46 protein-coding genes and 1 pseudogene are annotated in these 23,065 nt (G+C 37.9%); 40 read left to right on the top strand and 7 right to left on the bottom strand.

The window, feature by feature from the left end:
* Positions 1–22: 22 nt before the first annotated feature.
* Complete coding sequence (locus ACTFWY_RS13190; protein ID WP_003128896.1) at positions 23–1,237, bottom strand: argininosuccinate synthase; 1,215 nt, start codon at positions 1,235–1,237, stop codon at positions 23–25.
* Positions 1,238–1,636: 399 nt separating this feature from the next.
* Between ACTFWY_RS13190 and rplM the strand changes: the two genes are divergently transcribed.
* Both rplM and rpsI read left to right on the top strand, forming a co-directional pair.
* Positions 1,637–2,083, top strand: a complete 447-nt coding sequence (gene rplM / locus ACTFWY_RS13185; protein WP_301337271.1) for a 50S ribosomal protein L13 — start codon at positions 1,637–1,639, stop codon at positions 2,081–2,083.
* A 15-nt stretch (positions 2,084–2,098) separates the two neighbouring features.
* Entirely contained in the window at positions 2,099–2,491 is a 393-nt protein-coding gene (gene rpsI / locus ACTFWY_RS13180) for a 30S ribosomal protein S9 (RefSeq protein WP_003128901.1), read from the top strand.
* Between the two features lie 85 nt (positions 2,492–2,576).
* Here rpsI and ACTFWY_RS13175 read toward each other — a convergent pair whose 3' ends face one another.
* From ACTFWY_RS13175 to ACTFWY_RS13160, 4 genes are read right to left on the bottom strand one after another with little or no spacing between them, the layout of a single operon-like run.
* Positions 2,577–3,734, bottom strand: a complete 1,158-nt coding sequence (locus ACTFWY_RS13175; RefSeq protein ID WP_439927076.1) for a tyrosine-type recombinase/integrase — start codon at positions 3,732–3,734, stop codon at positions 2,577–2,579.
* Positions 3,735–3,741: 7 nt separating this feature from the next.
* Positions 3,742–4,059, bottom strand: coding sequence for a hypothetical protein (locus ACTFWY_RS13170; RefSeq protein WP_060815532.1), 318 nt, complete (start codon positions 4,057–4,059; stop codon positions 3,742–3,744).
* Positions 4,060–4,097: 38 nt separating this feature from the next.
* Positions 4,098–4,538, bottom strand: coding sequence for an ImmA/IrrE family metallo-endopeptidase (locus ACTFWY_RS13165; protein ID WP_249024295.1), 441 nt, complete (start codon positions 4,536–4,538; stop codon positions 4,098–4,100).
* A complete protein-coding gene (locus ACTFWY_RS13160; RefSeq protein WP_439927077.1) occupies positions 4,539–4,889 on the bottom strand; it encodes a helix-turn-helix domain-containing protein in 351 nt (116 codons plus the stop codon).
* Positions 4,890–5,204: 315 nt separating this feature from the next.
* Here ACTFWY_RS13160 and ACTFWY_RS13155 point away from each other — a divergent pair, with 315 nt between their 5' ends.
* Genes ACTFWY_RS13155 through ACTFWY_RS13145 form a run of 3 tightly spaced genes read left to right on the top strand, consistent with a single transcriptional unit; the run spans position 5,205 to position 5,884 of the window.
* Complete coding sequence (locus tag ACTFWY_RS13155; RefSeq protein WP_060815527.1) at positions 5,205–5,396, top strand: helix-turn-helix transcriptional regulator; 192 nt, start codon at positions 5,205–5,207, stop codon at positions 5,394–5,396.
* On the top strand, positions 5,396–5,677 hold the full coding sequence (locus ACTFWY_RS13150; RefSeq protein WP_439927079.1) for a hypothetical protein: 282 nt from the start codon (positions 5,396–5,398) through the stop codon (positions 5,675–5,677). Before ACTFWY_RS13155 ends, ACTFWY_RS13150 begins: the two co-directional genes overlap by 1 nt.
* Positions 5,678–5,689: 12 nt before the next feature.
* A complete protein-coding gene (locus tag ACTFWY_RS13145) occupies positions 5,690–5,884 on the top strand; it encodes a hypothetical protein (RefSeq protein ID WP_439927081.1) in 195 nt (64 codons plus the stop codon).
* A gap of 154 nt (positions 5,885–6,038) precedes the next feature.
* Here ACTFWY_RS13145 and ACTFWY_RS13140 read toward each other — a convergent pair whose 3' ends face one another.
* A complete protein-coding gene (locus ACTFWY_RS13140) occupies positions 6,039–6,581 on the bottom strand; it encodes a hypothetical protein (protein ID WP_368264746.1) in 543 nt (180 codons plus the stop codon).
* A 77-nt stretch (positions 6,582–6,658) separates the two neighbouring features.
* Between ACTFWY_RS13140 and ACTFWY_RS13135 the strand changes: the two genes are divergently transcribed.
* Positions 6,659–6,808 (top strand): hypothetical protein, encoded by a 150-nt coding sequence (locus ACTFWY_RS13135; RefSeq protein WP_409534352.1) that lies wholly within the window; start codon positions 6,659–6,661, stop codon positions 6,806–6,808.
* Between the two features lie 19 nt (positions 6,809–6,827).
* Here the strand turns inward: ACTFWY_RS13135 and ACTFWY_RS13130 are convergent, their stop codons facing one another.
* Positions 6,828–7,040, bottom strand: coding sequence for a helix-turn-helix domain-containing protein (locus ACTFWY_RS13130; RefSeq protein WP_409534351.1), 213 nt, complete (start codon positions 7,038–7,040; stop codon positions 6,828–6,830).
* 103 nt (positions 7,041–7,143) lie between these two features.
* Here ACTFWY_RS13130 and ACTFWY_RS13125 point away from each other — a divergent pair, with 103 nt between their 5' ends.
* The 34 genes and pseudogenes from ACTFWY_RS13125 to ACTFWY_RS12960 form a co-directional block, all read left to right on the top strand.
* Positions 7,144–7,365 carry a helix-turn-helix domain-containing protein gene (locus ACTFWY_RS13125; protein WP_409534350.1) on the top strand — a complete coding sequence of 74 codons (222 nt, stop codon included), beginning with the start codon at positions 7,144–7,146 and terminating at the stop codon, positions 7,363–7,365.
* Between the two features lie 24 nt (positions 7,366–7,389).
* Positions 7,390–7,851 (top strand): hypothetical protein, encoded by a 462-nt coding sequence (locus ACTFWY_RS13120; RefSeq protein WP_409534349.1) that lies wholly within the window; start codon positions 7,390–7,392, stop codon positions 7,849–7,851.
* Positions 7,852–7,853: 2 nt separating this feature from the next.
* Positions 7,854–8,051, top strand: a complete 198-nt coding sequence (locus ACTFWY_RS13115) for a hypothetical protein (RefSeq protein WP_409534348.1) — start codon at positions 7,854–7,856, stop codon at positions 8,049–8,051.
* 274 nt (positions 8,052–8,325) lie between these two features.
* Complete coding sequence (locus tag ACTFWY_RS13110; RefSeq protein ID WP_439927084.1) at positions 8,326–8,664, top strand: hypothetical protein; 339 nt, start codon at positions 8,326–8,328, stop codon at positions 8,662–8,664.
* A gap of 84 nt (positions 8,665–8,748) precedes the next feature.
* The gene (locus tag ACTFWY_RS13105) at positions 8,749–9,690 is read left to right on the top strand and encodes a YqaJ viral recombinase family nuclease (protein ID WP_060815536.1); all 942 of its coding nucleotides are present in this window, start codon (positions 8,749–8,751) and stop codon (positions 9,688–9,690) included.
* Position 9,691: 1 nt separating this feature from the next.
* Complete coding sequence (locus ACTFWY_RS13100; RefSeq protein ID WP_060815518.1) at positions 9,692–10,633, top strand: recombinase RecT; 942 nt, start codon at positions 9,692–9,694, stop codon at positions 10,631–10,633.
* A gap of 42 nt (positions 10,634–10,675) precedes the next feature.
* A complete protein-coding gene (locus tag ACTFWY_RS13095; protein WP_082709594.1) occupies positions 10,676–11,485 on the top strand; it encodes a Lin1244/Lin1753 domain-containing protein in 810 nt (269 codons plus the stop codon).
* Between the two features lie 19 nt (positions 11,486–11,504).
* Positions 11,505–12,347, top strand: coding sequence for an ATP-binding protein (locus ACTFWY_RS13090; RefSeq protein ID WP_439927092.1), 843 nt, complete (start codon positions 11,505–11,507; stop codon positions 12,345–12,347).
* Positions 12,348–12,400: 53 nt separating this feature from the next.
* Entirely contained in the window at positions 12,401–12,766 is a 366-nt protein-coding gene (locus ACTFWY_RS13085) for a hypothetical protein (protein ID WP_060815516.1), read from the top strand.
* Positions 12,767–12,919: a hypothetical protein gene (locus ACTFWY_RS13080; RefSeq protein ID WP_156424255.1), complete on the top strand. Its 153-nt coding sequence runs from the start codon at positions 12,767–12,769 to the stop codon at positions 12,917–12,919.
* A 28-nt stretch (positions 12,920–12,947) separates the two neighbouring features.
* On the top strand, positions 12,948–13,163 hold the full coding sequence (locus tag ACTFWY_RS13075; RefSeq protein ID WP_060815515.1) for a hypothetical protein: 216 nt from the start codon (positions 12,948–12,950) through the stop codon (positions 13,161–13,163).
* Entirely contained in the window at positions 13,151–13,462 is a 312-nt protein-coding gene (locus ACTFWY_RS13070) for a MazG-like family protein (protein WP_439927086.1), read from the top strand. Before ACTFWY_RS13075 ends, ACTFWY_RS13070 begins: the two co-directional genes overlap by 13 nt.
* Positions 13,463–13,467: 5 nt before the next feature.
* Positions 13,468–13,653, top strand: a complete 186-nt coding sequence (locus ACTFWY_RS13065) for a helix-turn-helix domain-containing protein (protein ID WP_060815534.1) — start codon at positions 13,468–13,470, stop codon at positions 13,651–13,653.
* A 47-nt stretch (positions 13,654–13,700) separates the two neighbouring features.
* Positions 13,701–13,853, top strand: coding sequence for a hypothetical protein (locus ACTFWY_RS13060; protein ID WP_439927088.1), 153 nt, complete (start codon positions 13,701–13,703; stop codon positions 13,851–13,853).
* A gap of 156 nt (positions 13,854–14,009) precedes the next feature.
* Positions 14,010–14,168 carry a hypothetical protein gene (locus ACTFWY_RS13055; RefSeq protein WP_439927090.1) on the top strand — a complete coding sequence of 53 codons (159 nt, stop codon included), beginning with the start codon at positions 14,010–14,012 and terminating at the stop codon, positions 14,166–14,168.
* Positions 14,161–14,538, top strand: coding sequence for a hypothetical protein (locus tag ACTFWY_RS13050; protein WP_439927091.1), 378 nt, complete (start codon positions 14,161–14,163; stop codon positions 14,536–14,538). The genes ACTFWY_RS13055 and ACTFWY_RS13050 overlap by 8 nt, the downstream gene beginning before the upstream one ends.
* Positions 14,538–14,696 carry a hypothetical protein gene (locus ACTFWY_RS13045; RefSeq protein WP_439945135.1) on the top strand — a complete coding sequence of 53 codons (159 nt, stop codon included), beginning with the start codon at positions 14,538–14,540 and terminating at the stop codon, positions 14,694–14,696. The genes ACTFWY_RS13050 and ACTFWY_RS13045 overlap by 1 nt, the downstream gene beginning before the upstream one ends.
* Before the next feature lie 19 nt (positions 14,697–14,715).
* The gene (locus ACTFWY_RS13040) at positions 14,716–15,075 is read left to right on the top strand and encodes a hypothetical protein (RefSeq protein WP_439948499.1); all 360 of its coding nucleotides are present in this window, start codon (positions 14,716–14,718) and stop codon (positions 15,073–15,075) included.
* Complete coding sequence (locus ACTFWY_RS13035; RefSeq protein WP_439945135.1) at positions 15,075–15,233, top strand: hypothetical protein; 159 nt, start codon at positions 15,075–15,077, stop codon at positions 15,231–15,233. The genes ACTFWY_RS13040 and ACTFWY_RS13035 overlap by 1 nt, the downstream gene beginning before the upstream one ends.
* Positions 15,234–15,274: 41 nt before the next feature.
* Entirely contained in the window at positions 15,275–15,478 is a 204-nt protein-coding gene (locus tag ACTFWY_RS13030) for a hypothetical protein (protein ID WP_439927350.1), read from the top strand.
* Between the two features lie 109 nt (positions 15,479–15,587).
* Complete coding sequence (locus tag ACTFWY_RS13025; RefSeq protein ID WP_439927349.1) at positions 15,588–15,899, top strand: hypothetical protein; 312 nt, start codon at positions 15,588–15,590, stop codon at positions 15,897–15,899.
* Entirely contained in the window at positions 15,899–16,102 is a 204-nt protein-coding gene (locus ACTFWY_RS13020; RefSeq protein ID WP_192189550.1) for a hypothetical protein, read from the top strand. Before ACTFWY_RS13025 ends, ACTFWY_RS13020 begins: the two co-directional genes overlap by 1 nt.
* Positions 16,103–16,140: 38 nt before the next feature.
* Entirely contained in the window at positions 16,141–16,470 is a 330-nt protein-coding gene (locus ACTFWY_RS13015) for a hypothetical protein (RefSeq protein WP_439927348.1), read from the top strand.
* Positions 16,460–16,648 carry a hypothetical protein gene (locus ACTFWY_RS13010; RefSeq protein WP_439927347.1) on the top strand — a complete coding sequence of 63 codons (189 nt, stop codon included), beginning with the start codon at positions 16,460–16,462 and terminating at the stop codon, positions 16,646–16,648. Before ACTFWY_RS13015 ends, ACTFWY_RS13010 begins: the two co-directional genes overlap by 11 nt.
* Before the next feature lie 3 nt (positions 16,649–16,651).
* The gene (locus tag ACTFWY_RS13005; protein ID WP_154731721.1) at positions 16,652–16,789 is read left to right on the top strand and encodes a hypothetical protein; all 138 of its coding nucleotides are present in this window, start codon (positions 16,652–16,654) and stop codon (positions 16,787–16,789) included.
* A gap of 68 nt (positions 16,790–16,857) precedes the next feature.
* Positions 16,858–17,562: an ORF6C domain-containing protein gene (locus ACTFWY_RS13000; RefSeq protein ID WP_129194887.1), complete on the top strand. Its 705-nt coding sequence runs from the start codon at positions 16,858–16,860 to the stop codon at positions 17,560–17,562.
* A gap of 75 nt (positions 17,563–17,637) precedes the next feature.
* On the top strand, positions 17,638–18,057 hold the full coding sequence (locus tag ACTFWY_RS12995) for an ArpU family phage packaging/lysis transcriptional regulator (protein ID WP_129194888.1): 420 nt from the start codon (positions 17,638–17,640) through the stop codon (positions 18,055–18,057).
* Between the two features lie 1,210 nt (positions 18,058–19,267).
* The gene (locus ACTFWY_RS12990) at positions 19,268–19,351 is read left to right on the top strand and encodes a putative holin-like toxin (protein WP_277814692.1); all 84 of its coding nucleotides are present in this window, start codon (positions 19,268–19,270) and stop codon (positions 19,349–19,351) included.
* A gap of 186 nt (positions 19,352–19,537) precedes the next feature.
* Positions 19,538–19,849, top strand: a complete 312-nt coding sequence (locus ACTFWY_RS12985; RefSeq protein WP_311809950.1) for a hypothetical protein — start codon at positions 19,538–19,540, stop codon at positions 19,847–19,849.
* On the top strand, positions 19,846–20,160 hold the full coding sequence (locus ACTFWY_RS12980) for an HNH endonuclease (RefSeq protein WP_311809951.1): 315 nt from the start codon (positions 19,846–19,848) through the stop codon (positions 20,158–20,160). The genes ACTFWY_RS12985 and ACTFWY_RS12980 overlap by 4 nt, the downstream gene beginning before the upstream one ends.
* On the top strand, positions 20,154–20,678 hold the full coding sequence (locus ACTFWY_RS12975; protein WP_311809952.1) for a hypothetical protein: 525 nt from the start codon (positions 20,154–20,156) through the stop codon (positions 20,676–20,678). The genes ACTFWY_RS12980 and ACTFWY_RS12975 overlap by 7 nt, the downstream gene beginning before the upstream one ends.
* 138 nt (positions 20,679–20,816) lie before the next feature.
* Positions 20,817–21,128: a P27 family phage terminase small subunit gene (locus ACTFWY_RS12970; RefSeq protein ID WP_252651066.1), complete on the top strand. Its 312-nt coding sequence runs from the start codon at positions 20,817–20,819 to the stop codon at positions 21,126–21,128.
* The gene (locus tag ACTFWY_RS12965; RefSeq protein WP_252651056.1) at positions 21,125–22,807 is read left to right on the top strand and encodes a terminase TerL endonuclease subunit; all 1,683 of its coding nucleotides are present in this window, start codon (positions 21,125–21,127) and stop codon (positions 22,805–22,807) included. Before ACTFWY_RS12970 ends, ACTFWY_RS12965 begins: the two co-directional genes overlap by 4 nt.
* A gap of 17 nt (positions 22,808–22,824) precedes the next feature.
* Positions 22,825–23,065 (top strand): annotated as a pseudogene (locus ACTFWY_RS12960) (phage portal protein); the annotation flags it as partial.

Genomic DNA, 23,065 nt, shown 5'->3' with positions numbered 1-23,065 from the left:
AAGGAAAAAGTCACCTTATTGACTAAATCAGTGTTTCTGTTAATTGCTGTTGTGCCTGAATCTCTGCGTGGACCTTGCTAGGCAGTCCCCATAATTTGATGAATCCGATCGCCGCGTGTTGATCGAAGGTATCGGCAGACGTATAAGTCGCCAAGTTTTCATCGTAAAGACTGTTCTCTGACTTACGTCCTTCACAGATGACATTGCCTTTGAACAATTTCAAACGTACGATCCCATTGACATAGACTTGTGTGTTTTTTAGAAAAGCGATCAAGGCATCGGTTAAGGGATTGAACCAGAGGCCATCATAAATTACTTGGGCCAGTTGCTGCTCGATGATTGGTTTGAAATGGGCCAACTCGCGAACAAAAACCAAATCCTCTAATTCTTTATGAGCTGTCATTAGAGCCATCGCTCCCGGACATTCGTAGACTTCACGAGATTTGATTCCCACTAAACGGTTTTCGATGTGGTCGATCCGACCAATACCATGTTCGCCGGCTAGACGATTCATTTTCATAATCAATTCGGCCAGATTCAGTGTTTCGCCATCCAATGCGGTAGGAATCCCTTGATCAAAAGTAATCTCAACGATCGTCGGTACATCAGGAGTATCTTCCAATTCTTGCGTAATGGCATAAGCGCCTCTAGGGGGAGTCGCCCATGGATCTTCTAAGACCCCGCATTCGCAAGCCCGGCCCCAAAGATTTTGATCGATCGAATAAGGGTTATCCAAATCGGCAGGAATCGGCACCCCTTTTTCAGCGGCATAGGCAATCTCTTCTTCCCGGGACCATTTCCATTCCCGAACCGGAGCAATGACTTTCAAGTGAGGGGCTAATGCGGCAATCGCGACCTCGAACCGGACTTGGTCATTTCCTTTACCGGTACAGCCGTGAGCAACGGTAGTCGCTCCTGTAGCGATAGCTAATTCCACCAACTTCTTAGCAATCAATGGACGAGAAAGGGCAGAGACCAGCGGATAGGAGTTCTCATAGAAGGTATTCCCTTGTAAGGCAATCAATGCAAAGTCTTGGGCAAACTCTTCTCGGGCATCAATCGCATAGGATTCGATGGCACCCACATCGAGTGCTTTGTCTTTGATTGATTGTGTATCACGGCCTTCGCCAATATCCAGACAGCACGCCACCACATCATATCCTTGATCTGTCAGCCATTTAATGGAAACAGACGTATCAAGTCCACCAGAATACGCTAAAATTACTTTTTCTTTCATAATGATTAACTCCCATCCTTAAGTTCAAGTAAGATGAAGCTATCGTAACAGAATAAAAATAAGAAATCAAGAGAAAAAGTAAATATTTATACAATGAATTCTTCTTGTGTTTAGCAAGGATATAGATACAGATTGATATAATAATAAAAACCAGAGATACTTATTGCAGGAAGTATACAAATTATGCGCAAAATGTGTATAAAAGTGCAGGCTGTTTGGTCAGAATAACAACTGAAAGTTTTCGGAAAAGAATTGAAGGGAAATTTCAAAAAAACTGCGAAACACGTTGACATGTGGCGCTTAAGACGGTATTATGTTATATGGTATTGTTTGCCCCACGAGAGCCCCGGAAACTCAAGTGTATGTCAAACATTCGTGAAATTGAATTGGAGGAAAAAAATCGTGCGTACAACATATATGGCCAAACCAGGCGAAGTAGAACGTAAATGGTACGTAGTAGATGCAACGGATGTTCCTATGGGACGTCTTTCAGCAGTTGTGGCATCTATCTTACGTGGTAAAAATAAACCAACATTCACACCTCATGTGGATACAGGTGATTTCGTAATCGTCATTAATGCAGAAAAAATCAAATTAACAGGTAACAAAGCAAGCGATAAAATTTATTACCGTCACTCAAACTTCCCAGGCGGATTGAAATCAGTCTCTGCGGGAGAACTACGTGCTAAAAATTCTCGTCGTTTGATCGAAACTTCTGTTAAAGGCATGCTTCCTAAAAACACTTTAGGACGTAAACAAGGAATGAAACTTCATGTTTATGCTGGCGCTGAACACCCACATGCTGCACAACAACCAGAAGTATTGGACATCACAAACTTAATCTAATAGGAGGGAATTTCATTGGCACAAGCTCAATATATCGGCACAGGCCGTCGTAAAAATGCAGTAGCTCGCGTACGTTTAGTACCAGGTACTGGTAAAATTACTGTTAACAAAAAAGATGTTGAAGAATACATTCCACACGCTGACCTGCGTGAAGTAATCAACCAACCATTCGGCGTTACAGAAACTAAAGGATCATATGATGTTTTTGTAAACGTAAATGGTGGTGGATATGCTGGACAATCAGGTGCAATCCGTCACGGTATCGCACGTGCATTGCTACAAGTAGATCCTGATTTCCGTCTAGCTCTTAAACGCGCTGGTTTACTTACTCGGGACGCACGTATGGTCGAACGTAAGAAACCAGGTCTTAAGAAAGCTCGTAAAGCTTCACAGTTTTCAAAACGTTAATTATTGTTATATCAAGCTTTCCGAGGTGTTTCTCAATTCGAGAGACGCCTCTTTTTTTGTTTTGACCATACTTTTGACCATACTTTCAAAAATTCATATACGCGGCATATTTTTCAGCGGTCTGTTCTTTGGCTTTTTCGGTTACGTGAGTATAGATATCCATCGTGGTTTTTATATCGGTGTGACCCATTCGTTCCTGTACTTCTTTGATGCTGATGCCAGCTTCAAATAATAAGCTGCAGTGAGTATGTCTAAATCCGTGAATAGTAATCTTTTCTAAGTTGTGTTCTTTCAAAAAAGATTTCATAAAATTATTCAGATAATCGAGATAAAGATGATTATTATCAATGTCGGTAAATAGTAGTTGTTCAGGTTTGAGAGTATTAATTCCTAATTTGAGGTATCTTCTTCGTTGCTCTTTTTTCCAAGATAAAAGGTACTTAAGTGTTGCCTCGTCAACCGAAATAGTTCGTCGACTATGTTTCGTTTTTGGGGTCTGGAATATTTCTTTACCGTATTCACTTTTGGCTAATGTCTGATTGACTGATATAGTACCTTTTGATAAATCGCAATCTTTCCATCGCAAGGCTTGTAATTCTCCTTTTCTTAAACCTGTGAATGATAATAGTCTGAACATAGTAAATAGTTGGGCATCTTCGTGCTGTTTAATGATATCTAGAAAATGCTTCAATTGCTCTTTATTATAAAAAGGAGAAACATATTTTTCTTGATCAATTCTTTCAGATTTTCTTGGGCGTATGACATGGTTCATGGGGTTAGTTGAGAGAAGGCCTATTTTGATACCATAATCAATTATTCTCGTTGTTAACCCGATGAGATTCGAATATTTTTTATAGTAAGAGAACCAATCATTTACCTGAGACTGACAGTAAGTAACGGTTATTTTGTCTAATGGGAGCGATCCAAATTTTGGCAAAATATGTTTTTCAATCGCATTTCTTTGTACAAACAATGTGCTTTCTTTGACGGTATTTTTGTATTGTTCGTACCAGAGACCATAAATTTCTTTGAAAGTAGGAATTTCTTTTTTCTCAACAGAAAACCCGTTTTTTTCAATTTCTAATTCCAGTCTTGATAAGGCTATTTTTGCTTCCTTTTGAGTCTTGAATCCTCTCTTAGTCGTGTATTTCTTTTTTCGTGTGATAGGATCGATCCCGAGATAAGTTTTAAAATACCATGCTTTTTCTCCATTTTTCTTCTTGTATTGTTTTATCATTGCCATATTTCTATCACTCCTGATCAAATTCCATTTCAGCAATTCCGTCATTGAACATTTCAATAAAATTGTTTTCGTCCATAAAATCTATCCACTTTTCTTTACCATTGTATTTAGGTACTCCGACATGAGGTCGAATTTGATTGTATGCATTAAGCGATACTTGTTTCCATGAGTCATTAACACTTTTTTCTAGTTTTGCATCATTCCAACGTTTAGCTGGTTGTCTTTTTTTATTTTTAGCTTTTTCATTCTCTAAAGCTTTCTCAATAAACATTTTATATCCGTCAGCGTTTTCTTCTAAGTATTTTTTGAATTCTGGATAAAGCATGTAAATCTTTCCTTTCTCGAATGTATGTTCTATTTTTGCTAAAAAAATATATTGTCGGAATTGGCTCCAACGAGATACTTTGCCATGAATTGTTTAACAAATCGTTCGTATCTTAATTCGATTTCGTAGCTCTCTAAAAAATTCACATAATTAAATGAACTAGGATCAAAGTCCGGATTGTTTACTGTTACTTCAAGCATCTTCTCAATCATAAATTCTTCTGCTTCGTTTTCCATTTTTGAATGAAGTGCAAAAGTTTTTTGGTAAAGTACATAATTATTTTTATGTTTAGCTGCATGGCCTAATTCATGAAGTAGTCTCAGCGTTTTGACATGATCAGATAGACGAGCATCTAACACAATCGTATTTATCATAGCTATATACCTAGCATCAGAATCGAGCCTTGGCGTTTCTATAATAGTGACGCCAAGCTCGTCTATAATCTCATTTACTTCATTATTTAAATCCAAACAAATCACCTATTTAGTATCAGAATTATTCTCAAGATATGCTTCAATAATACCAGTCAAAACTTTACGGTCATGCTCAGTTAAAGGCTTACCATCGCAACTCATGACTGATTCAAGAGCTTCTTCAACAGTGAACTGAGGTTTCTTAGATAGACCTGCTGTGGGGTTATCGGTTCTTCCTAGCAAATAATCGGTGGATACTTGGAAATAGTCAGCTACTTTCAATAAATTTGTGCCTTTGGGGATATTCTTTTTCCAAGAATACAACGAGTTTTTACCAATTCCGATCTTTTCCTCTAAATCATTTACAGACATCCCTTGTTTCTCACAAAGTAATTTTAACCTGTCAAACGCCGTCATATTAAAGATCCTCCAGTATCGCTTCAAACACAGTTAAAACTAGATGTAAAAACAAACGAAAAATCTATTGACAATTAAAACCAGATTTAATATACTGTGTTCGTAAGCTAATTTAATAAGCCAACAAGCAATAAGAAACATGTCCATTTTAAATTAAACAATTCGACGTCGCCAAGCCAAGAATGTTGATTTAATCGGGGGGATTCTGTGCTTATTTAGCTATGCTTCTATATTAAAACTAGTTTTAATAAATGTCAACGATAATTAGCGAATTTAATTAGCTTACAAATTATATGAGAAAGGAGATTTAATAATATGTCACAAGATTTTATTTTAAAGGTCAGAATCCAATTAGCTAAGTATAACAAGACGCAGAATTGGTTAGCGGATACTATCGGGATTTCCCGAGCGTACATGTCCGATATCATGAATGGCAAAAGAAAACCGGATAAACAAGTTAAGCCGATTGAAGAGGCACTAAGTGCATTGAAAGAGGGGGAAGATTGATGAAGATACGTATTCCTGATGATGTCGTTGCAGATCAGATTATTCCTCAGTTTGTTCAAATAGCAGTCTCTGAATTTGAAAAGAGGATGACGATGCTGACAAAGACCAAGGAACTACCACCATACCCGAATAAGACTGAAGTCAAAACTATTTTAGGTATGGGGGACGACATGCTAAAAGATTGGATTGCAGATGGACTTCCGGTTATTCCTTGGAGTAAAAAAGAAGATCGATTTGATCGTGATGATATTAGAGCGCACATAAACAATATGAAGATTTAGGGGTGTCACAGCATGACATATACCTATTCCCATGAACTATTAATCAACACTCTAGCAAAAGAAAAAGTTCGCGACCTGCAACAGGAGCTTTACGGCAAAGGCAGTGTAATAAGCGACAGACAGCGAGAAGCGCTGATTCGTGAATGCAGAGAGTATCAAGAGTTGCTTTATCAAAACAGGCTTAATCGTCAAATAGAAGTGAGGTGAGAAGGTGGGGGTTAAAAAAGGTAAAAAAAGATTAGCATTAACATCGGTATTAACGCTAATCATAACTTTTTTTCTAGATAGTTTTCTTACCTTCGGCGATATAGATTTTTTGATAATTTATTTACTTGTTTATTTGGTGGCAAATCTACATTTGTCAGAGTAAATTTTTCAGCCAATTAAAAATGTCTTCTCCAAAGTATTTAATTATGAATCCTAAGATTATTGTAATTAACGAAAATACTCTGGATGCAATCGTATCTAAAGATAGACCAAACCAAGCCAAAATTTTACTAGGTATAAGAAAAATTTCTTTTAGAGGATTAATTGGATTAAAACAAGATTTCATTCGATAGATATGTTCGTTATATGCGGTAATTAGATCGCTAGACAATTCACTGTAATTTGTAATAATTCGGCGAGCATCATATTTAGTGCTGAATCCGGAAGAATATGAACTAGGTAGTAATTCTCTTAACCTTGGCATCTCACTCATAAGATTTTTCAAAATTATTCTACGGGCATCTTCTTCGAATTCGCCGTTATACCTTATATCTACAGCATTTCGACGCTCTTTAAGTTCATTATCCGTTTCTTGAAACTTGGAGATGGTACTTATAAATTTTGATTTAGTCAAAAAATAATTCAGTATTTGATAACCATAAAATAAAAGATATAAAACGATAAAAACTGCAACCAATATTATTCACCTCCTTATCAATATTTCAGCCTGTCACCCTGATAAGGAAATTATACAACGGAAAGGAATGGATAAAAATGTCAAAAGAAAAAATAGATTTTATCAAAACGGTATTTCCGAATGTTGAAAAGATAATCCCTTTTGCGACAGAGGATAATCTAGCAAAGTTGTTTGAACAAGCGCAACAAAAAGTAGACTACGAGTTGACGGAGGCGCAGTTTGAATGAAAAAAGACCGCCTGAGCGATCATTTCTTATCGGTTCTACCGACCAAATAATCTAAGCTGACCCCGAAGTAGTCGGCTAGGGCGATGAGGGTAACAAGCTTTGGTTCACTGTCCCCAGATTCATAACGTTGATATTGCCTATTATTAATTTTTAAAAACAATGCCATATCGGTTTGTTTTAAACCTTGTTCTTTCCTTAGTTTAGCAAGGTTTTCTGAAAGTCTTTTAGTCATTATATTCCTCCAAAAAAATATATTGACACGACATATCATAGCGTGTATATTGTAAATAAGCACGACATGAAATTGCGTGTTAATCTAGAAAGTAGGGGCTGATGTGTTATTAAAGAATTATCGTAAACAAAAAAAGCTAACTCAAAAAGAGGTAGCACAGAAGATTGGTATTAACGAGCGTCAATACCAAAGAATTGAAGCAGGCGAATCATTCGCCACTCAAAAAGTGCTAAACGCACTAGAAGACTTGTTCGAGAAACCTCAGCGTGTACTTTTGGCGAAGAACGCTGAGGAAGTTCCGAACTACATGAAAAACTATTTGTAAATAGTATACCACGGAGGAATAGAGATGGAAACGAAAACCTTAGAAGAATACAAACAAGAAAATGAACGATTAAGACTTGAAATCCAATTGTTGAAACGTCCGATGGAAAAGGTAACTCAGAATACGCTGTTTAAAGACATTGCTTTTGATGATGCTGATATTTTACGTATTAATCAAAACCACGACACAACAAAGAAACTCGAATCATGGGAAGGATTACCTTTTTCAAGAATCTATACGCTTCATCCAAGAGCACATGGATTAGTGAAAAATGAATCTCCACATTATAACGTTTCAACGACTAATTTACATGATGCATTACGAAAACTCGCTTTAGGAGTTACAGGAGCGACAAAAAATACAGATTTAGATGTAACAGAGTACAGGCTTGTTAGAGAAACTTATCAAGCGCTGAAAGATTTATTCTTACAAAAGTATGATGAGAGATTGATGCAATTAGATAGAGATAAATCGATGGAGGTGTAACTATGAAAAAAATCTACTGGGTCCGGCGGATCGCATTCATCCTTACGATTTTCGCATTAGGCGCACTAATCACAGGACAAGTACCGATGTGGGTTAGAATCGGCTATCCAACAGCCGTCATGTGGTTGCTAATGATCTACGATGAGGCGTTATTTGAACTGGAGAACCAAAAGAGCTTACACCGTTTTCCGCCAGTGTAAGCTCTGAAAAAAATGAAAATGTCGAAAAAAGTATAACACAGACAGGAGGAAAAAATCAAAATGTCAAAAAATATTAATGTTCCTTTGAGTGGTATCAGCAATGGAGAATATTCACGAGTTTTTGAATAGTGAATTAGATGAATTGCTTAAAAAAGAAGTAGTAACCATTATTGCGTAAAAACGACTAAGGAAAACAAAAAAGCGCTCACGCTAGTTTCCGCTAGTGTGAGCTAAGCAGCAAATCATTAAATTCATTCAAGGAGAGTATAACAAAATGAACGAAAGAATTCAAAGATTAATTGAGGAACTAGCAGAAGAATGCAAGAAGGAAAATGTTGCGTTGTCTTTAGCAACATTAGATGTTACTGGCGAAATGGCATTAGCACAAGTGGGAAATAAAACGCTTATTGCATTAGCTGTTCTTGAACAATACGATCAAGAAAAACGAGAGTTGCTAGAAACGGATTGTAATTGTCATAGGCATAGAGCCTTAAAAAGAATATTTGGCATTGAAACAGAAGAATCAACGAAACAAACGCATACATTCGTGACAGACAACCCAAACGATGTGCTTGATATTATTTCACGTGCTTTGCGAGGTGAATTTAAATGATGGATTCATTTGAGAGTGCTTTAGATCAGTATTTGACTACACCTGGTTGGGGACAGCCGACTGAGGGAGAGGAGTCAGAAAATGATGAGTAAATCAACTCTTGAAATGACTCATGACGAATGGTTATTGGATCGTCGAAAGGGTATAGGTGGCTCAGATGTTGCTACAATCCTTGGGTTAAACAAATGGAAGTCGCCATATCAATTATGGCTAGAAAAGACTGGTCAAATCGATTTAGAACACACTGAGAGCGAACCAGCGTACTGGGGGAAGGTTTTAGAGGAAGTTGTCGCTAAAGAATTTCAAGAAAGAACAGGTAAAAAAGTTCGCCGAAGAAATCAGGTATTCGAGCATCCGTTACATCCGTTCCTGCGAGCGAACATCGATCGGGATGTTGTTGGGGAAAATGCTATTTTGGAATGTAAAACAGCCAATGCTTTCCTTGGTAAAGAGTGGGAAGGCGAAGAAGTTCCTCTTAGTTATTTGTGTCAGGTTCAGCATTACATGAACGTTTTAAATAAAAAATATTGTTACATTGCCGTTTTGGTTGGTGGACAAAAGTTCATTTGGAAACGAGTTGATCGTGACCAAGAACTAATTGATATGATTACTGAACGCTTAGTTTGTTTTTGGGAGGAAAATGTTTTAGCTGGAAAAGAACCAACAATAGATGGTAGTGAAGTTACATCGGAATTTTTAAAAGATCGTTATTTGAATCTTGATGAAAAAGAAATCACATTACCATCTTCATTTGATGATTTGGTTGATCAAAAAAGAGAACTTAAGAAAGCAAAAAAGGAGATTGAAACAGCCATTCGCCAAGTGGATAACGAAATCATCAGCGCACTAGGTAAAAGAAATGCGAGTATCGGTATCGCTCCAAAGAACATTGTATCTTGGAAGTTAGTATCCACTAGAAGAATGAACAGCAAGAAACTTGCTGAAAAATATCCTGAAGTAGTAAAAGATGATGAAATATACACCGTTATCGAATCAAGACGTCTGACGGAAAAGGAGATTAAATGATATGGCAACAAACGAAGAACTAAAAAATCAATTAGCAGCAAAAGAAACACAGATCGTTGATCCAACGAAATTAGGCTTTAAAGCTTTGATGAACACACCATCGATGAAAAAGAAGTTTTATGATATCTTGCACGAAAAATCAGATTCGTTCATGGGATCGCTTATGACCCTAGTGGGTGGAGATAATTACCTATCACAAGCCGAGCCAATGACGATCATTGCATCAGCTTTAAAAGCAGCAACGATGGATTTACCGATAGACAAAAATTTAGGATATGCCTATATTGTTCCATTTAATCGAAAAGAAAAGATTGGAAAAGTTTGGATTACTCATAATGAAGCACAATTCATTCTAGGTTACAAGGGTTACATTCAACTAGCACAGCGCAGCGGTCAATATAAGGCGTTTAATGCTCTAGCTGTATACGAAGGGCAATTGGTTGATTGGAATCCTCTTACTGAGGAATTTACATTTGATTACAAAGCTAAGGTATCTGATGAAGTAATCGGTTACGTAGGATTCTTTGAACTACTTAATGGGTTTAAAAAGACTGTTTACTGGACAAAGCAAGAAATCGAAAGCCATCGTATTAAGCACTCGAAGTCTAAGGACAAGCAAAGTCTAACGGGTGCTTGGGCGGATAACTACGACGCAATGGCGATTAAAACAGTGCTTCGCAACATGCTTTCCAAATGGGGAATTTTATCTGTTGAAATGCAATCAGCAATCACATCGGATGAGAAAGTTTTTCGAGTAGACGAAAACAACGATTTGATTGAAGAAACTAATTTATCAGACATGGAGCCACTGCCCCAGGATCTTAAAGAAGCAGAAAAAGTTGAAGATGATTCATCAGCATTTGATGAATTTAAAGAAACATTTGTCACAAATGAACAACAAGATTCATTATTCGATGATATGAATCCACCATTAGAAAAATAATATTGAGGGGATGATTCCCCTTATTAGATTAGGAGGCTACACATGGCAAGACCGAAAAAGAACGGTCTTGATTATTTCCCCCTCGATGTTGATATCTTCGAGGATGAGAAAATAGAGGCTATTGCCGGGGAGTTTGGCACAAAAGGAGAACTTGCGGTTATCAAACTGCTTTGTGCGATATACAAGAGAGGATATTTCATTCTGTGGGATGATCTCACGCAAGCAACCCTTTTGAAACGCCTGCCCGGGTCAAGTAAGGAAATGATTAACCAGATAGTAAACCGCTTGGTTTCATGGGGATTCTTTAACGAAGAACTGTTTAACTCGGTTAGGGTACTAACTAGCGAAAATATCCAAGCCACTTATCTTGAAGCGACAAAAAGGCGGAAATTACCAAAACCGACGAAATACATTATTAATGTAGACAATAATCAACAAACAAGCGCAGTTAATGTCAACAATAATCCACAAAGGAAAGTAAATAAAAGGAAAGTAAATAAAAGTAAAGCATCATCTATCCCTAGTCTAGATCTTAATCCAGATAGTGCGCGCGTATTTTGGTTGAATCAGGTAAACCCTGTCGAAGCGCCGATGATCCTAGAATCAATCGATTACTGGGTCAGTGACTTTAACGGACAAGACTTGATTGTGATTGAGGCGATTAAGGAAATGCTGAGGAATAATGCGAAAAGTTACAAATACCTCGACAAAATCCTAAAAACTTGGGAAAGCCAAGGGCTTGATACGCCCGAAAAAGTTACGAATTACTTGCAGGGGAATTACTCCAAAAAGCCTAAAAACAAGCATCAAGGTCTAGAATACGAGAATCTTGATGAGTACGAAGACCTATGATCGAAGGAGGTGTCAGAGTATGCAGTCGGTGGCTTTGGGGATTAGTCAATTGATCGATAAAGTGTTAATTAAACGAGGAGTCTGTCCAGAGTGCAATGAGCCGCTTTATAGTTGGCGTACGAAGAATCCAGACGGATCAGCTCGCTGTGCGCCAACATGCATGCAATGCGGATATTCCGATCTCAAACTCAAGGAAGATCAGCAAACAGCCCGTATCTATAACGAGAGCTTGAAAGCACGAGCAATCAGCTTTTTCAAGAACGGATCGGTCGTTGGTAACAAGTCGCTCTTTGATTGTAGTTTAAGAAATTTTAAGGTTGTTGATCAGGAGACGAAAATCGCACTAGAGACAGCAAAACGTTATATCACGGCTGTCCTGTTAGGAAAGCCTGTACATCTAGTCTTAAGTGGAAAAGCGGGTGTTGGCAAGAGCCATTTAGCGATGTCGATCGCATGGGAAGTTTTAAAACGGTCAAATTATGCGAAGAAAATCTTGTTTATCAGCTATCAAGAGATGCTTGAACAGATTCGATTTTCATACAACAATCAAGAGCTACGGCGTATGATCGAGGGCTCTTTGGTTGCAGATATTAAGACTGCTCATCTAGTTGTGATTGATGATATCGGCGCAGAGCTTGGAAAATCTGCTGGAACAAGCCGCGAATTTGGAGCTAGTACGTTAAATTCATTTCTTGAGGCCCGTCAAGACCGTGCAACAGTAGTCACGACGAATCTATCAAGTAAAGAGCTGAGCGAATCATACGGTTCAAGAATTGTTTCACGTCTATATAGCCATTCTGATGGTTTTAGCATCAAGATGAATCGTACTGCTGATAAACGAGTTCAGGGAGTTAGCGCTTGAAACAACAGACCAACCAAGGGAGGAGGCACAAAAACTGTAAAGGAGAAGACCGGATGAAGCAAGCAAAGAAAACTCAATCGTCTCGATCCACCTATCAAAAACGGTTTTTACGTCAAAAAATCAGTGAATTGACCTACTTAGAAGGTTGGGACAATGATCCAGAGATTGTGGAGAAAGTCCAACGGCTGAGCAAAGCACTAGAACGAGTGGGATCGCAAGAAAAACAGTTGTCTAGTGATCGACCAATCTGCACGATGGAGGAACTGAGTGTAAATAGTTATATACAGCTAAAAAAACAGGGCTATCTGGACCGTGAGATTAAGTATATTTTCAACATCACCGCATATGCTTTAGCTCGATGGAAGAAATCACTTGGATTAACGAAAGGCGTCGTTCGTGATTTGTTAGAGGTGATGTAGATGGGTCTGAGACAATACAGAGTCGATTATGTGGATTGGAAAGGTCGCCATGCGGTGATGTATCTGCACGGCTACAGTAGATCAGAAGTCGAAAAACAAGCGATGGTAGCGCAAGGTGTGTTCAAGATCATGAAGATCATAGAAGTTCAATAGGTGAGCATTCGAAACAAGGAGCGGGAACATGAATATTCTCGAAGTATTTTGGACCAATGTTCATTACCAAGCAGAAGAAAAAGGGGTCACATTCACAGCGTTAATGGGTGGGAATACGACGGGTGCAAAGAACAAAACAGCAAATATCACACTGAAGAAAGTACAAGAGATTGCAGAAATTTTAGGTATTGATGATTACGCCAGTTTATTTGAGCAAGTGGAGGAAGAAACATGGATGAATTAATTCAATTAGTTGAGCAATGGTCTAGGAATAAAGGGTTGGATAAAGCCGAGCCTAGTAAACAAATGCTGAAAGTTGTAGAAGAAACTGGTAAAGTCGCGGCAGCGTTAGCTAGAAATGACCAAGATGCACTACGTGACGGCATCGGTGATGTGACGGTGACATTGATTATTTTAGCTTTGCAAAATGACATGGATCTATACGAGTGTTTGCAAACAGCCTATGACGAAATCAAAGGGCGCACTGGACAGATGGTCAATGGTGTTTTCGTAAAATCCAGTGATCTAGAAGAAAGTTGTTAATTAAGATGTGGCATAAAATTGAACAAATATTAATTGAAAAGGATATATCACAATATGAACTAGCAAAGAGAATGGGCGTTTCAACTGGTACTATCACTGAGTTGAAAAAAGGAAGAATAAAGAAACCTAGTTTTGAACTGATTAAAAAAATCGCTGATGCTTTAGAAGTCAGTATGGATAGGTTTAGATAGGTTTTCATCAGTGGAAGAAATATACAAATAATAAAGGCGGTTTAACAATGACTGATAAAAAGATAAAGCAAATAGTAATTGATGTTGAGATTGGGGAATATTGTGTAGAAGAAGTGGGTTTTAAGATTCCAGAAGAGCTAGATGCAGAAAATGTCGAGTATATATTGGGGAGCGTACTTGCAAATATGAATGATGATTGAGTCAGCTATGCGACAAACAGCAGAAAGTGTCGTTGCAACCAAATTACAAAAATCAGATGAGTTTTGCAACTGAAAGCAAAAAAATACTCTAACACCACGTGCAATGTTAACACTTTGCCTTTTTTCGAAAAAAATGTCAACAGGAGGGCAGGTTTGATGAGCGAAACTACCAAAAAGATTCTAAAAAATAAAATCGCTGCGATTGAAAAAGCGTTAGAAACAAATGACCACGAATTTATCACGAAATGGCATGGGAATAGAAAGTATGCTGAGAAGGATTTGGAAGAATTGAAAGCGAGGCATGAATGTGAGTGATAAATTAGCAGTCTTAATGGAGTTTAACGAATACACAAAAGATGAGCTGGAAGCATATCTAAGTTTGAAATTTGGATCAATGACTAAAGGCGGAATGACCGCTTCTATCCTGAGCCAATCAGGCTATGAAAAGGCAAAGTCTGTAATCTTTGACCAACCGCAACTCGACGAGGATCAGCAACAAGTGCTGGATTGGCTTAAATGGTCGTTTGAAGATCAAGGTAATAGTTCAATGGATGCAATATATCTTTTAAGACTTGGAGAAGCTATTGATTCTGTACTTTTATCGTATATGGCGTTGACTAAAAAAGACCAAACAGAAGTTCTACAAGCATTCGTTCAATGGGCTTTGGAACAGGAGGAAGAGTGATGGCTAAAAAGATTGCTTCAGCTACAAGTCTGGGAAGAAACACTTTTCACTACTGGGACTCGGAGATGGCACAAATAAATCTATATAGAGGTGGAAATCCAGATCCAACTTTCATCAGAAAAAGCAAACGAACTAAACCGAAAAAACGGAAGAAGTAATAGAAAGCGAGGAATGAATGTGGGTGGGAAATTAATCATCCAAGGTAAAGCTTGGGGAGAATTCGAAAATGCTAAGCGATCAAAAGGAAATATCGAAATCAGTGGATACAGGTCATATGGAGGCACACACACTGTGCGAATGGTAGATCAACCGCAACTCAACGAGAATCAACAGATTGTGTTGGAGTGGTTGAAACTAAATTATGATTGCAATGGCGATCACGAAGCAATGTGGAATATTTTCATGATGTATTACTACCATACACGAGATAGTTTTACGGATAGATTGTCCCAAGCAATCGAAAATTTAACTAATGATGAACAAATTGAAATCCTTCGAGAATATTCTCAATGGGCTTTGGAACAGGAGGAAGAGTGATGGCTAAAAAGATTGCTTCAGCTACAAGTCTGGGAAGAAACACTTTTCACTACTGGGACTCGGAGATGGCACAAATAAATCTATATAGAGGTGGAAATCCAGATCCAACTTTCATCAGAAAAAGCAAACGAACTAAACCGAAAAAACGGAAGAAGTAATTCCGCAATCGTCAGCGATAAAGGAAAAGGAGGAATTTATAATGAATGAATTGCAAGATAAATTTCATTTTGATGAAATTGAAAACAAATTATATTTTGACGGAAAATTGGTCGCAAAGGTTTTTAAAGATTTAGATGGTGAGTATGGTATTTGGTACAGCAATGACCAACCTCTATATTTAGGAGCGGTCAAATTATTAGCTGATTGGGAGATTTCAGTATACGAAAAACTAAAGAGTATTTAATAGCAATCAGTCCACTATCTAACGAAATAGCAGAAAGTGAGGAATAAATGTGAGTGAAGAATACGGATTACAACTGACAAAAAAATTGAATGAAAAGAGGGGATATCCAATGCCTTTAAAAGTTGGCTATGTCGATGCTATTAAGGATTTGCGAGAAATAGAAGAATCAGACCAACCGCAACTCAACGATAATCAGCGAATTGTGTTGGAGTATTTAAAAGAAATGTGCCCACCGAAATTAGGCGTATCAGCAATGGTGACTGCATATTGTCTTGTTGACGACAATATCAACGATAACTGGCAAGAGTACAGCGAGGAAATTCCGGAACATATCGAAGCGTTACAGGAATTAAGCATTGGAGAGGAAAACCAAGTTCTAGAAGTGTTTGCTAAATGGGCTTTGGAACAGGAGGAAGAGTGATGACAAAATTCAAGGAATTTTTAGCACCATCTATTGATGCTCAGATAACTGATTTTTTTAAAGATCAGGCAGAAAAAAATCCAGATGACGTTTTTGAATATTTAGATTTAGTGGCTATTAACAATGACCGAATAATGTTGATCTATCGTCAAACAAACAAAAGTGTATATCAGTTTAAGTCTTTAGTAAAAAGTGTGCAGTAATTCCGCAATCGTCAGCGATAAATGAATGGAGGAATAAGATGTTCGGATTATTCAAGAAAAAAATTGAGTACGTTGAAGTCAAAAGAAATAATTTTGATGCATATAACAAGGCCATATTAGGAGGAAACTTACGCATAACTTTGGGATATTGCCGTTTATACGAGTATTCAGGTATAGAAATCTCCATTTTTGTACTAATCAATACTTCCCATGAGGCCACCGCTAATTTTTGGCGGAAAAGTCTTGAAAGTCAAGGGCTGGAACAGTGCGATAACAAAAATTGTTTCAAAAAAGTTATGCATCTAAAAGAATTTGATGAATTTGTTACTGAAACATTTAATGAACAGGAGGAAGTCAATGAAAACTAGCCACTCAATCCTAATAATACTGCTAACGATCGCAGGCTTGAGTTGGCTATCCTATACAATTGTGGACCAGCAACAGCAAATTGATCAGTTAGAACAGCAGTTACAGGAAGTGCAAAGGAAGTACGAAATTATCAAAAACGATCCGTTGGCTAAGGATGCGTTTGAAGCAGGAGGGTAACTAATGACTTTTATAGTGTTAGGCTTCGTAGCAGTTGTTGGGATTATTTTTGTAAGCATTATAATCGGTAAGTCTGTTGATGAAAAGGAGCATGATTTTATTGGGAAAGACGAAATCAAAAATCAAGAAGAAAAAGCGTAAACTGTTGGAGAAAGCACAGGCAAATGGAACAATAAGTAACAAATATCTAAAGAAGGAGAAGAAAACAGATGAAAGCAATTGAAAGAACGATTACGAGTAATGAAGTAGCAGAAATGGTAGACCGGAGACATGACCAAGTGTTGAGAGATATTGCCAAAATTATCGAACATCTTACTGAACACAAAAGTGTGGTGAGTGATTTATTTATTGAATCAGCTTATCAAGATTCAACAGGACGAAGCTTACCAAACTACTTATTAACGAAAAAAGGCTGTGAACTCTATGCAACTAGAATGACGGGAGCAAAAGGAACTCAGTTTGCCTTAGCTTATATTGAACGATTTAATCAAATGGAAAATCAACTGAAAGAAGTTCCATTGCCAACGAACAATACTGAATTGCTTTTAGAAACTGCACTAAAACATGAGCGTAATTTGAAAGTAGTTAACGAGCGATTGGATAAGCTTGAGACGGAAACCACAATTAGCTCAAGTCAACGCAGGAAGATTCAAGGTAGCGTTCGATCTGTTGTTATAAAAGTATTAGGAGGCAAGAACAGCAATGCTTATAAAAATCAAAGCATAAATAAAGCTGCCTTCAGCAGTTGTTACAATCAGCTGAAAGCAGTGTTTGATGTAGCTTCTTATTTGGATATCCCAAAAGCAAGATTTACTGAGGCGATGGACCTTATTCCTCGGTGGCAACCAACATTAGAGTTACAAGCAAGAATTAATCAAGCAAACGGTGTTTCTGATTTGTGGGAAACAGCATAAAAAAAAGCCGGATAGCTCCGACTGTGTGAAATGTGGTTGATAAAGACATTATAGCATAAAAAGGAGCGGATTGGTTTGAAAGATGTAATTAAAGAAGTAGATTTTAAACAGACTAGAGCAAATGCAAGAAATGTGCTCAAAAATTTCCGCCGTTTAGAACGGATTGCAGGTCGTTCGGCAATAAACCTTAAATCTCCAATTATTTCTGACATGCCTAGAACTCCCACTAATGGTAATAAAACAGAGAATGCAACAATACAAAAAGTTGATGCTGAGGTAGAAAGAGACGCAATTGAAGCTGCTTTAAAGGCTCTTAGTCTTATTAGCCGTCAAATTTTGTATTACAGTTTCTGCGACGTGGAGAAACACTCTAATTACGAGATAGGTCAATTAATTAGTGGTTATGGCGAAAAAAATGTGGAGAAATTAAAATCTATCGCATTGATTGAATTTGCGGAAGCATATAAAAAAGGAAGTCTTATTCAGTATCGCTGATTTTGTAGGGTTTTTGTAGGGAAATTGTAGGGTTTTTATGCGATTTCGCGTGTTATTATGATAGGGTCGAAAGAGTAGGTGGTCGGTGATTGGACTACTCACAATAATTCAAAAACCGAAAGGGGGAAAGCTCCTTATCGCTAATCCTTCTTTGGCAGAAAACAGCAAATTAAACAAGAATGGAGTTGAGTTCACTCCTTATCTTCATTCTTGGCGTCTTTACATTATTTAAAGATTGAAAACTTAATAGATTGTGAACCTAGTGTAGAACGTTTGAACAGCGTGCTAGGATAGCATGGCATAAATCTGAATATGATTAAAGGTGCGATAGTGTCTTTGATTGTAGGTATGTTGCATGGTGACATGTGAGGAACTATTAGTAAAAGCTAATATCAGTTAAGTGCTATGTGGAGTGCACATGGATTGTAAGGTACAAGACTCTTGGGGGATACAATAGACGCTCCTGTGGAGAAGAATCTAAGTTAGGTGAAGTGTGAGAAGCTTGGCAGACCTTAGAAAACTCAAAAGACTCCCTTTGACGAGAACTGCAGAAATGCAGGTTTAACAAGAGAACTTGGTACAAGTAGCCTAAGTCAGTTTCAGGGATATTATTATAAAAACAGATGGGTTTATGTAATAAATACTTTAAAAGCTGAATGTTTAGGTGAACGTTGTTAGCCACCGTGCTAGACTATACATGAAAAGCAAAGAGAAGCTATTGGGTAGCTCCCGATAGTTCAGCCTCTTTGAGTATGTGACTGAATGCAGTGAGTGTGTATGAAGCAGGAAGAAAAGCCCACAATCTGTTAAGTTTTGAGTTTTTAAATTTGTCACTGTGGCGGAAGATCCGCACAATCTGGGCGTGAGAATTCACGAGATATAGAGTGTAATCAACGGAGCAGAGAGGTCCCAGTCCGTATTACTGAGGGGGGCAGTGCCACTCCAGTGACATAGGGTTTATAGTTATCCCGACTGCCTGTCAGCGAAAACTTGTTACATAAGCCACACTGCGGAAACAGTAAGTGGCGAGCAACCTAGTATTGTTAAATACGTGTCAGATTGGCTAGGCGATTTGGCACAATTTAATCTAGTCTGAGAAAGAAAATTTCGATATAATACATTTTGTAGAAAAGTGAAAAGATGGTGGCTAATCTCTTAACAAAGGGGTGATGCCTATGGTTCATAGCTTTATCCCTAGAAGGGAGTAGGCATGTCTGTATTTGAAGCATTAACGCTGATGATTGCTTTTGCGACGTTAGTGTTGCTGATTACAGATCATAAGAACAAAAAATAACCATCTAACACTTTAGCAGGCGTAGATGGTTATCAAAACTATTTACTAAGCTACCGTCTTTTTAACGGTTCTACTTAGGGCGTGTTTGCAGCACGTCCTTTTTCTATGTCTATTATATCATGTGAAAATAGAAAATCAATCAAGATCGCTTCGGCGGTGTTTTTTTGTTGTAAAGGAGCTTAGTGAATGAACAAGAAGAGTAGTCATGCAAAGAAATCAGAATCAGACTATTTTGGAATTTTAAGAGATATTCGTGAGTCAAAAGATTTGGGGGAGATTGCTGAATTGTTTATGACAATCATTGGAATCTGTGGATTGAAAATGGATGAAGTTTCTGCCCTTAATTATTACATTATTGAACGAACATTGAAAGCTAAACACAATGATCAGTTCTTAAGAGAGCGAATGGGTATTGATATCAATGATTTAGGTATCGATGGAATCTTACAAATACAACGAGCATTAGTAAATATCTACGTTGGTAAACTAAAGAAATGATTCCGATTGTCAAAACAAAAGCGGATCGGGCAAGGTTTTATGGATCGACCAAGTGGCGCAATCTAAGGCAGCAAATACTTGAGAGAGATCACTATGAATGCCTATGGTGTAAAGCAGAAGGCAGACTGACTACACAGTATGATTCGATACTGGAGGTTGATCACATCAAAGAATTGGAAACAAATCCAGAGCTTGCGTTTGATCCAGACAATCTAAGGACGTTATGCAAAGACTGTCACAACAAGCGACATGATCGAATGAACTATCGTGGGCAACCAAAGAAAAGAAAGTGGGATGATGAGTGGTGGTAAAGAAAATTAAATCATTGATTAATTATTTATCATATAAACGATTAGAAAGAGAAATCAACAAAGCTATCATGTTAGGGGAAAATAAAGCGGTTATCGATGAATTAGGGTTTGAGATTACGGAACGAATTGTAAGTGAACCAGAAAGTAATGTGACTGTTAACTTTTCTTTAAAGGGATGTGAGGAATGGGAGCAGGCGTTTAATCAAATTGGGAAAGCAACTGAAGAACTTCAAAAACAATTCTGTCATGCAATGGATGATGCACTGATTAATGGCAAGTCTAAACAACAACCGGTTGGAATGTTAAATGAATCAAGACACAAATCCAGCGCTTGGATTCAAGATACAATTGACAAGTTGATATCATTTAAGCAGCGAGTCGATGAGGATCAGGTAATCATCAAGGATGGAGACTACTATGTATCTCATCCAGCACCAGACAGGGAACAAGCAACGTATGATTACATCTCGCTGTCGATCGATTACGTGGAAATCAAATCCCAAAATCAGACCAAATAACAAATAAAAGTGGGGACAAACATACCCCCGGTCGAATTATTTCGGAGTCAAATCCCAATCTAGGGAACCGGTGGATGGGGTCAACTGTCCAAATTTATGACTAAAATTTTTTTGCTAGGGGGGTGAGAGCCTTTGAAGATGTCAGATTTAAAGAAACAGTTGCTGAGACAGATTGACGTAAACGATCAGATGGAACTTGAAAAAGTTGAGAGATACCTTGATTTAGTTAGGCTTTATCGAAAAATGGATAAAGCTGTTAAGCAATACGGACCAATTGTCGAAGGCTTTAACGGCACTCAAACGTATCTTAAAACTAACCCAGCAATCGCTCAAAAAGTTACGATTTCTCGTGCAATTATTGCTCTTGGTAAAGACCTTAACCTTGATGATTCGAACGGTAAAGTAGTCACTGATAATCGAGATGATTACGATGAGAGTGATCTAACATGATTCATCAAAAACACGTTGATTACTATATCGAACAATTCAAATCGGGGAAAATAAAGTTTAACAAAGAGCGAGCAGATTTAATTGAGTATTTAGAACGTGATGTTCTTAGTCGGGATGATGTTTACTTCGATGATGCGATGATTGATAAGTGCATTGCTTATGGTGAGAAATGGTATTTCCCAATGCAGCCATTCCAGAAGTTTTTAATCGCATTTATCTTTTTTTATTTCAAAAAGAATGATCGGAATGTTTACCGTAAGTTCCTTTGGATGTTTGGTCGTGGTGGAGGTAAAAACGGATTGTTATCAGTTGTGCTGAATTTCCTTCAGACTGAAATGCACGGCATCATGGACTACAACGTTTCGATCGTTGCCAATAGTGAGGATCAAGCGAAAACATCATTCGAAGAGATATACAATACAATCAAGCGGAATAAGACGTTACAAAAAGCTTTCGAATATGGGAAGTCAGTGATCACCAGCAAAAAGACTGGAAGTAAAATAAAATTCCGTACTAGTAATGGCGATACAAAAGATGGATTGCGTGATGGAGCAGTAGCTTTTGATGAAATCCATCGATACGAATCGAACAAAGATGTAAAAGTCCATATTAGTGGACTTGGTAAACGACCGAACCCAAGGGAGTTTTATGTGGGTACTGACGGTTATGTTCGTGAGGGATTTTTGGACAACATGAAAGAAAAAGCGAAAAGAGTGTTGAGCGGTTCAGTCCGTTTCAATGCTCTTTTTCCTTTCATTTGCAAACTTGATTCAGAAGACCAGGTCAATGATCCTGACAATTGGGAGTTGGCAAATCCTATGTTTCATCATCCGCTATCTGAGTATGCGGACAATCTTTACGAAACTGTTATGGAAGAATACGAGGATTTGGAAGACGATCCAAGCAACCGAGAAGAGTTCATGACTAAACGTATGAATTTACCTGTCACAGACTTAGAACGATCGGTGGCTAGTCGTGAAGAGATTCTGGCAACCAACAGACCATTCCCAACAAACCTAATCGGCAAACAAGCCATTGGCGGTTTAGACTATGCCAGTCTGCGTGATTTCGCCGCCTGTGGGCTTTTATTTCGAGATGGGGATGATTATGTATTCAAGACCCATTCGTTTGTTAGAAAGCAATTTGTGGACATTTATTACGGGTATTCACGAAAGGCTTCTGAAACTACAAAAGAAAAATTCGCACCGATAAGGGAATGGGAAGAAAAAGGATTGTTGACGGTCGTAGATGGACCCACAATCGATCCTAAAACAGTTGTCGGCTGGTTTGTTGAGCAACGTGAAAAATACGGCATAACGAAAATAGTAGCCGATAATTTCCGGATGGATTTACTGAGACCATTGTTTTTGGAGGAAGGATTTGAAATCGAAGTGATCAGAAATCCAACAGCTGCTGATAATTTACTAGCGCCAAGGATTGAAGATGCATTTGCAAATAATCACATTATCTTTGGTGATAATCCATTGATGCGCTGGTATACGAACAATGTACTCGTGAAAACCAATGGCGACGGCAACAAATCATACAAGAAGAAAGAAGAGGTTCGGCGTAAAACAGACGGATTCAAGGCTTTTGAATACTGCTTATGGCGTGCTGATGAAATCATTGACTACGACTACGATGATGCCTTCGATATGTTAGATGAAATTGATTTTTAGAAAGGTGGTGAAAATATTTGGGAATCTTAGATATTTTTAAAAAGAATAATGAGATCGATTGGATGCTAGATTATGAGTTTGTAGAAAACTTAGCGCAACGATCTTATTTAAAAACTATGGCGAAAAATACTGTTCTTGATTTTGTAGCAAGAACGATGTCAACACTGGAAGTGAAATTTCAAGGTAAGAATAACACAGCCGATTGGGATTATATTTTAAATGTGCGTCCTAATTCGGATATGTCAGCCGCTACGTTCT

It is taken from the genome of Enterococcus sp. 125944, assembly GCF_051909435.1.
GTDB lineage: Bacteria > Bacillota > Bacilli > Lactobacillales > Enterococcaceae > Enterococcus_D > Enterococcus_D gallinarum.
This window is presented reverse-complemented; position numbering and strand designations above follow the sequence as displayed.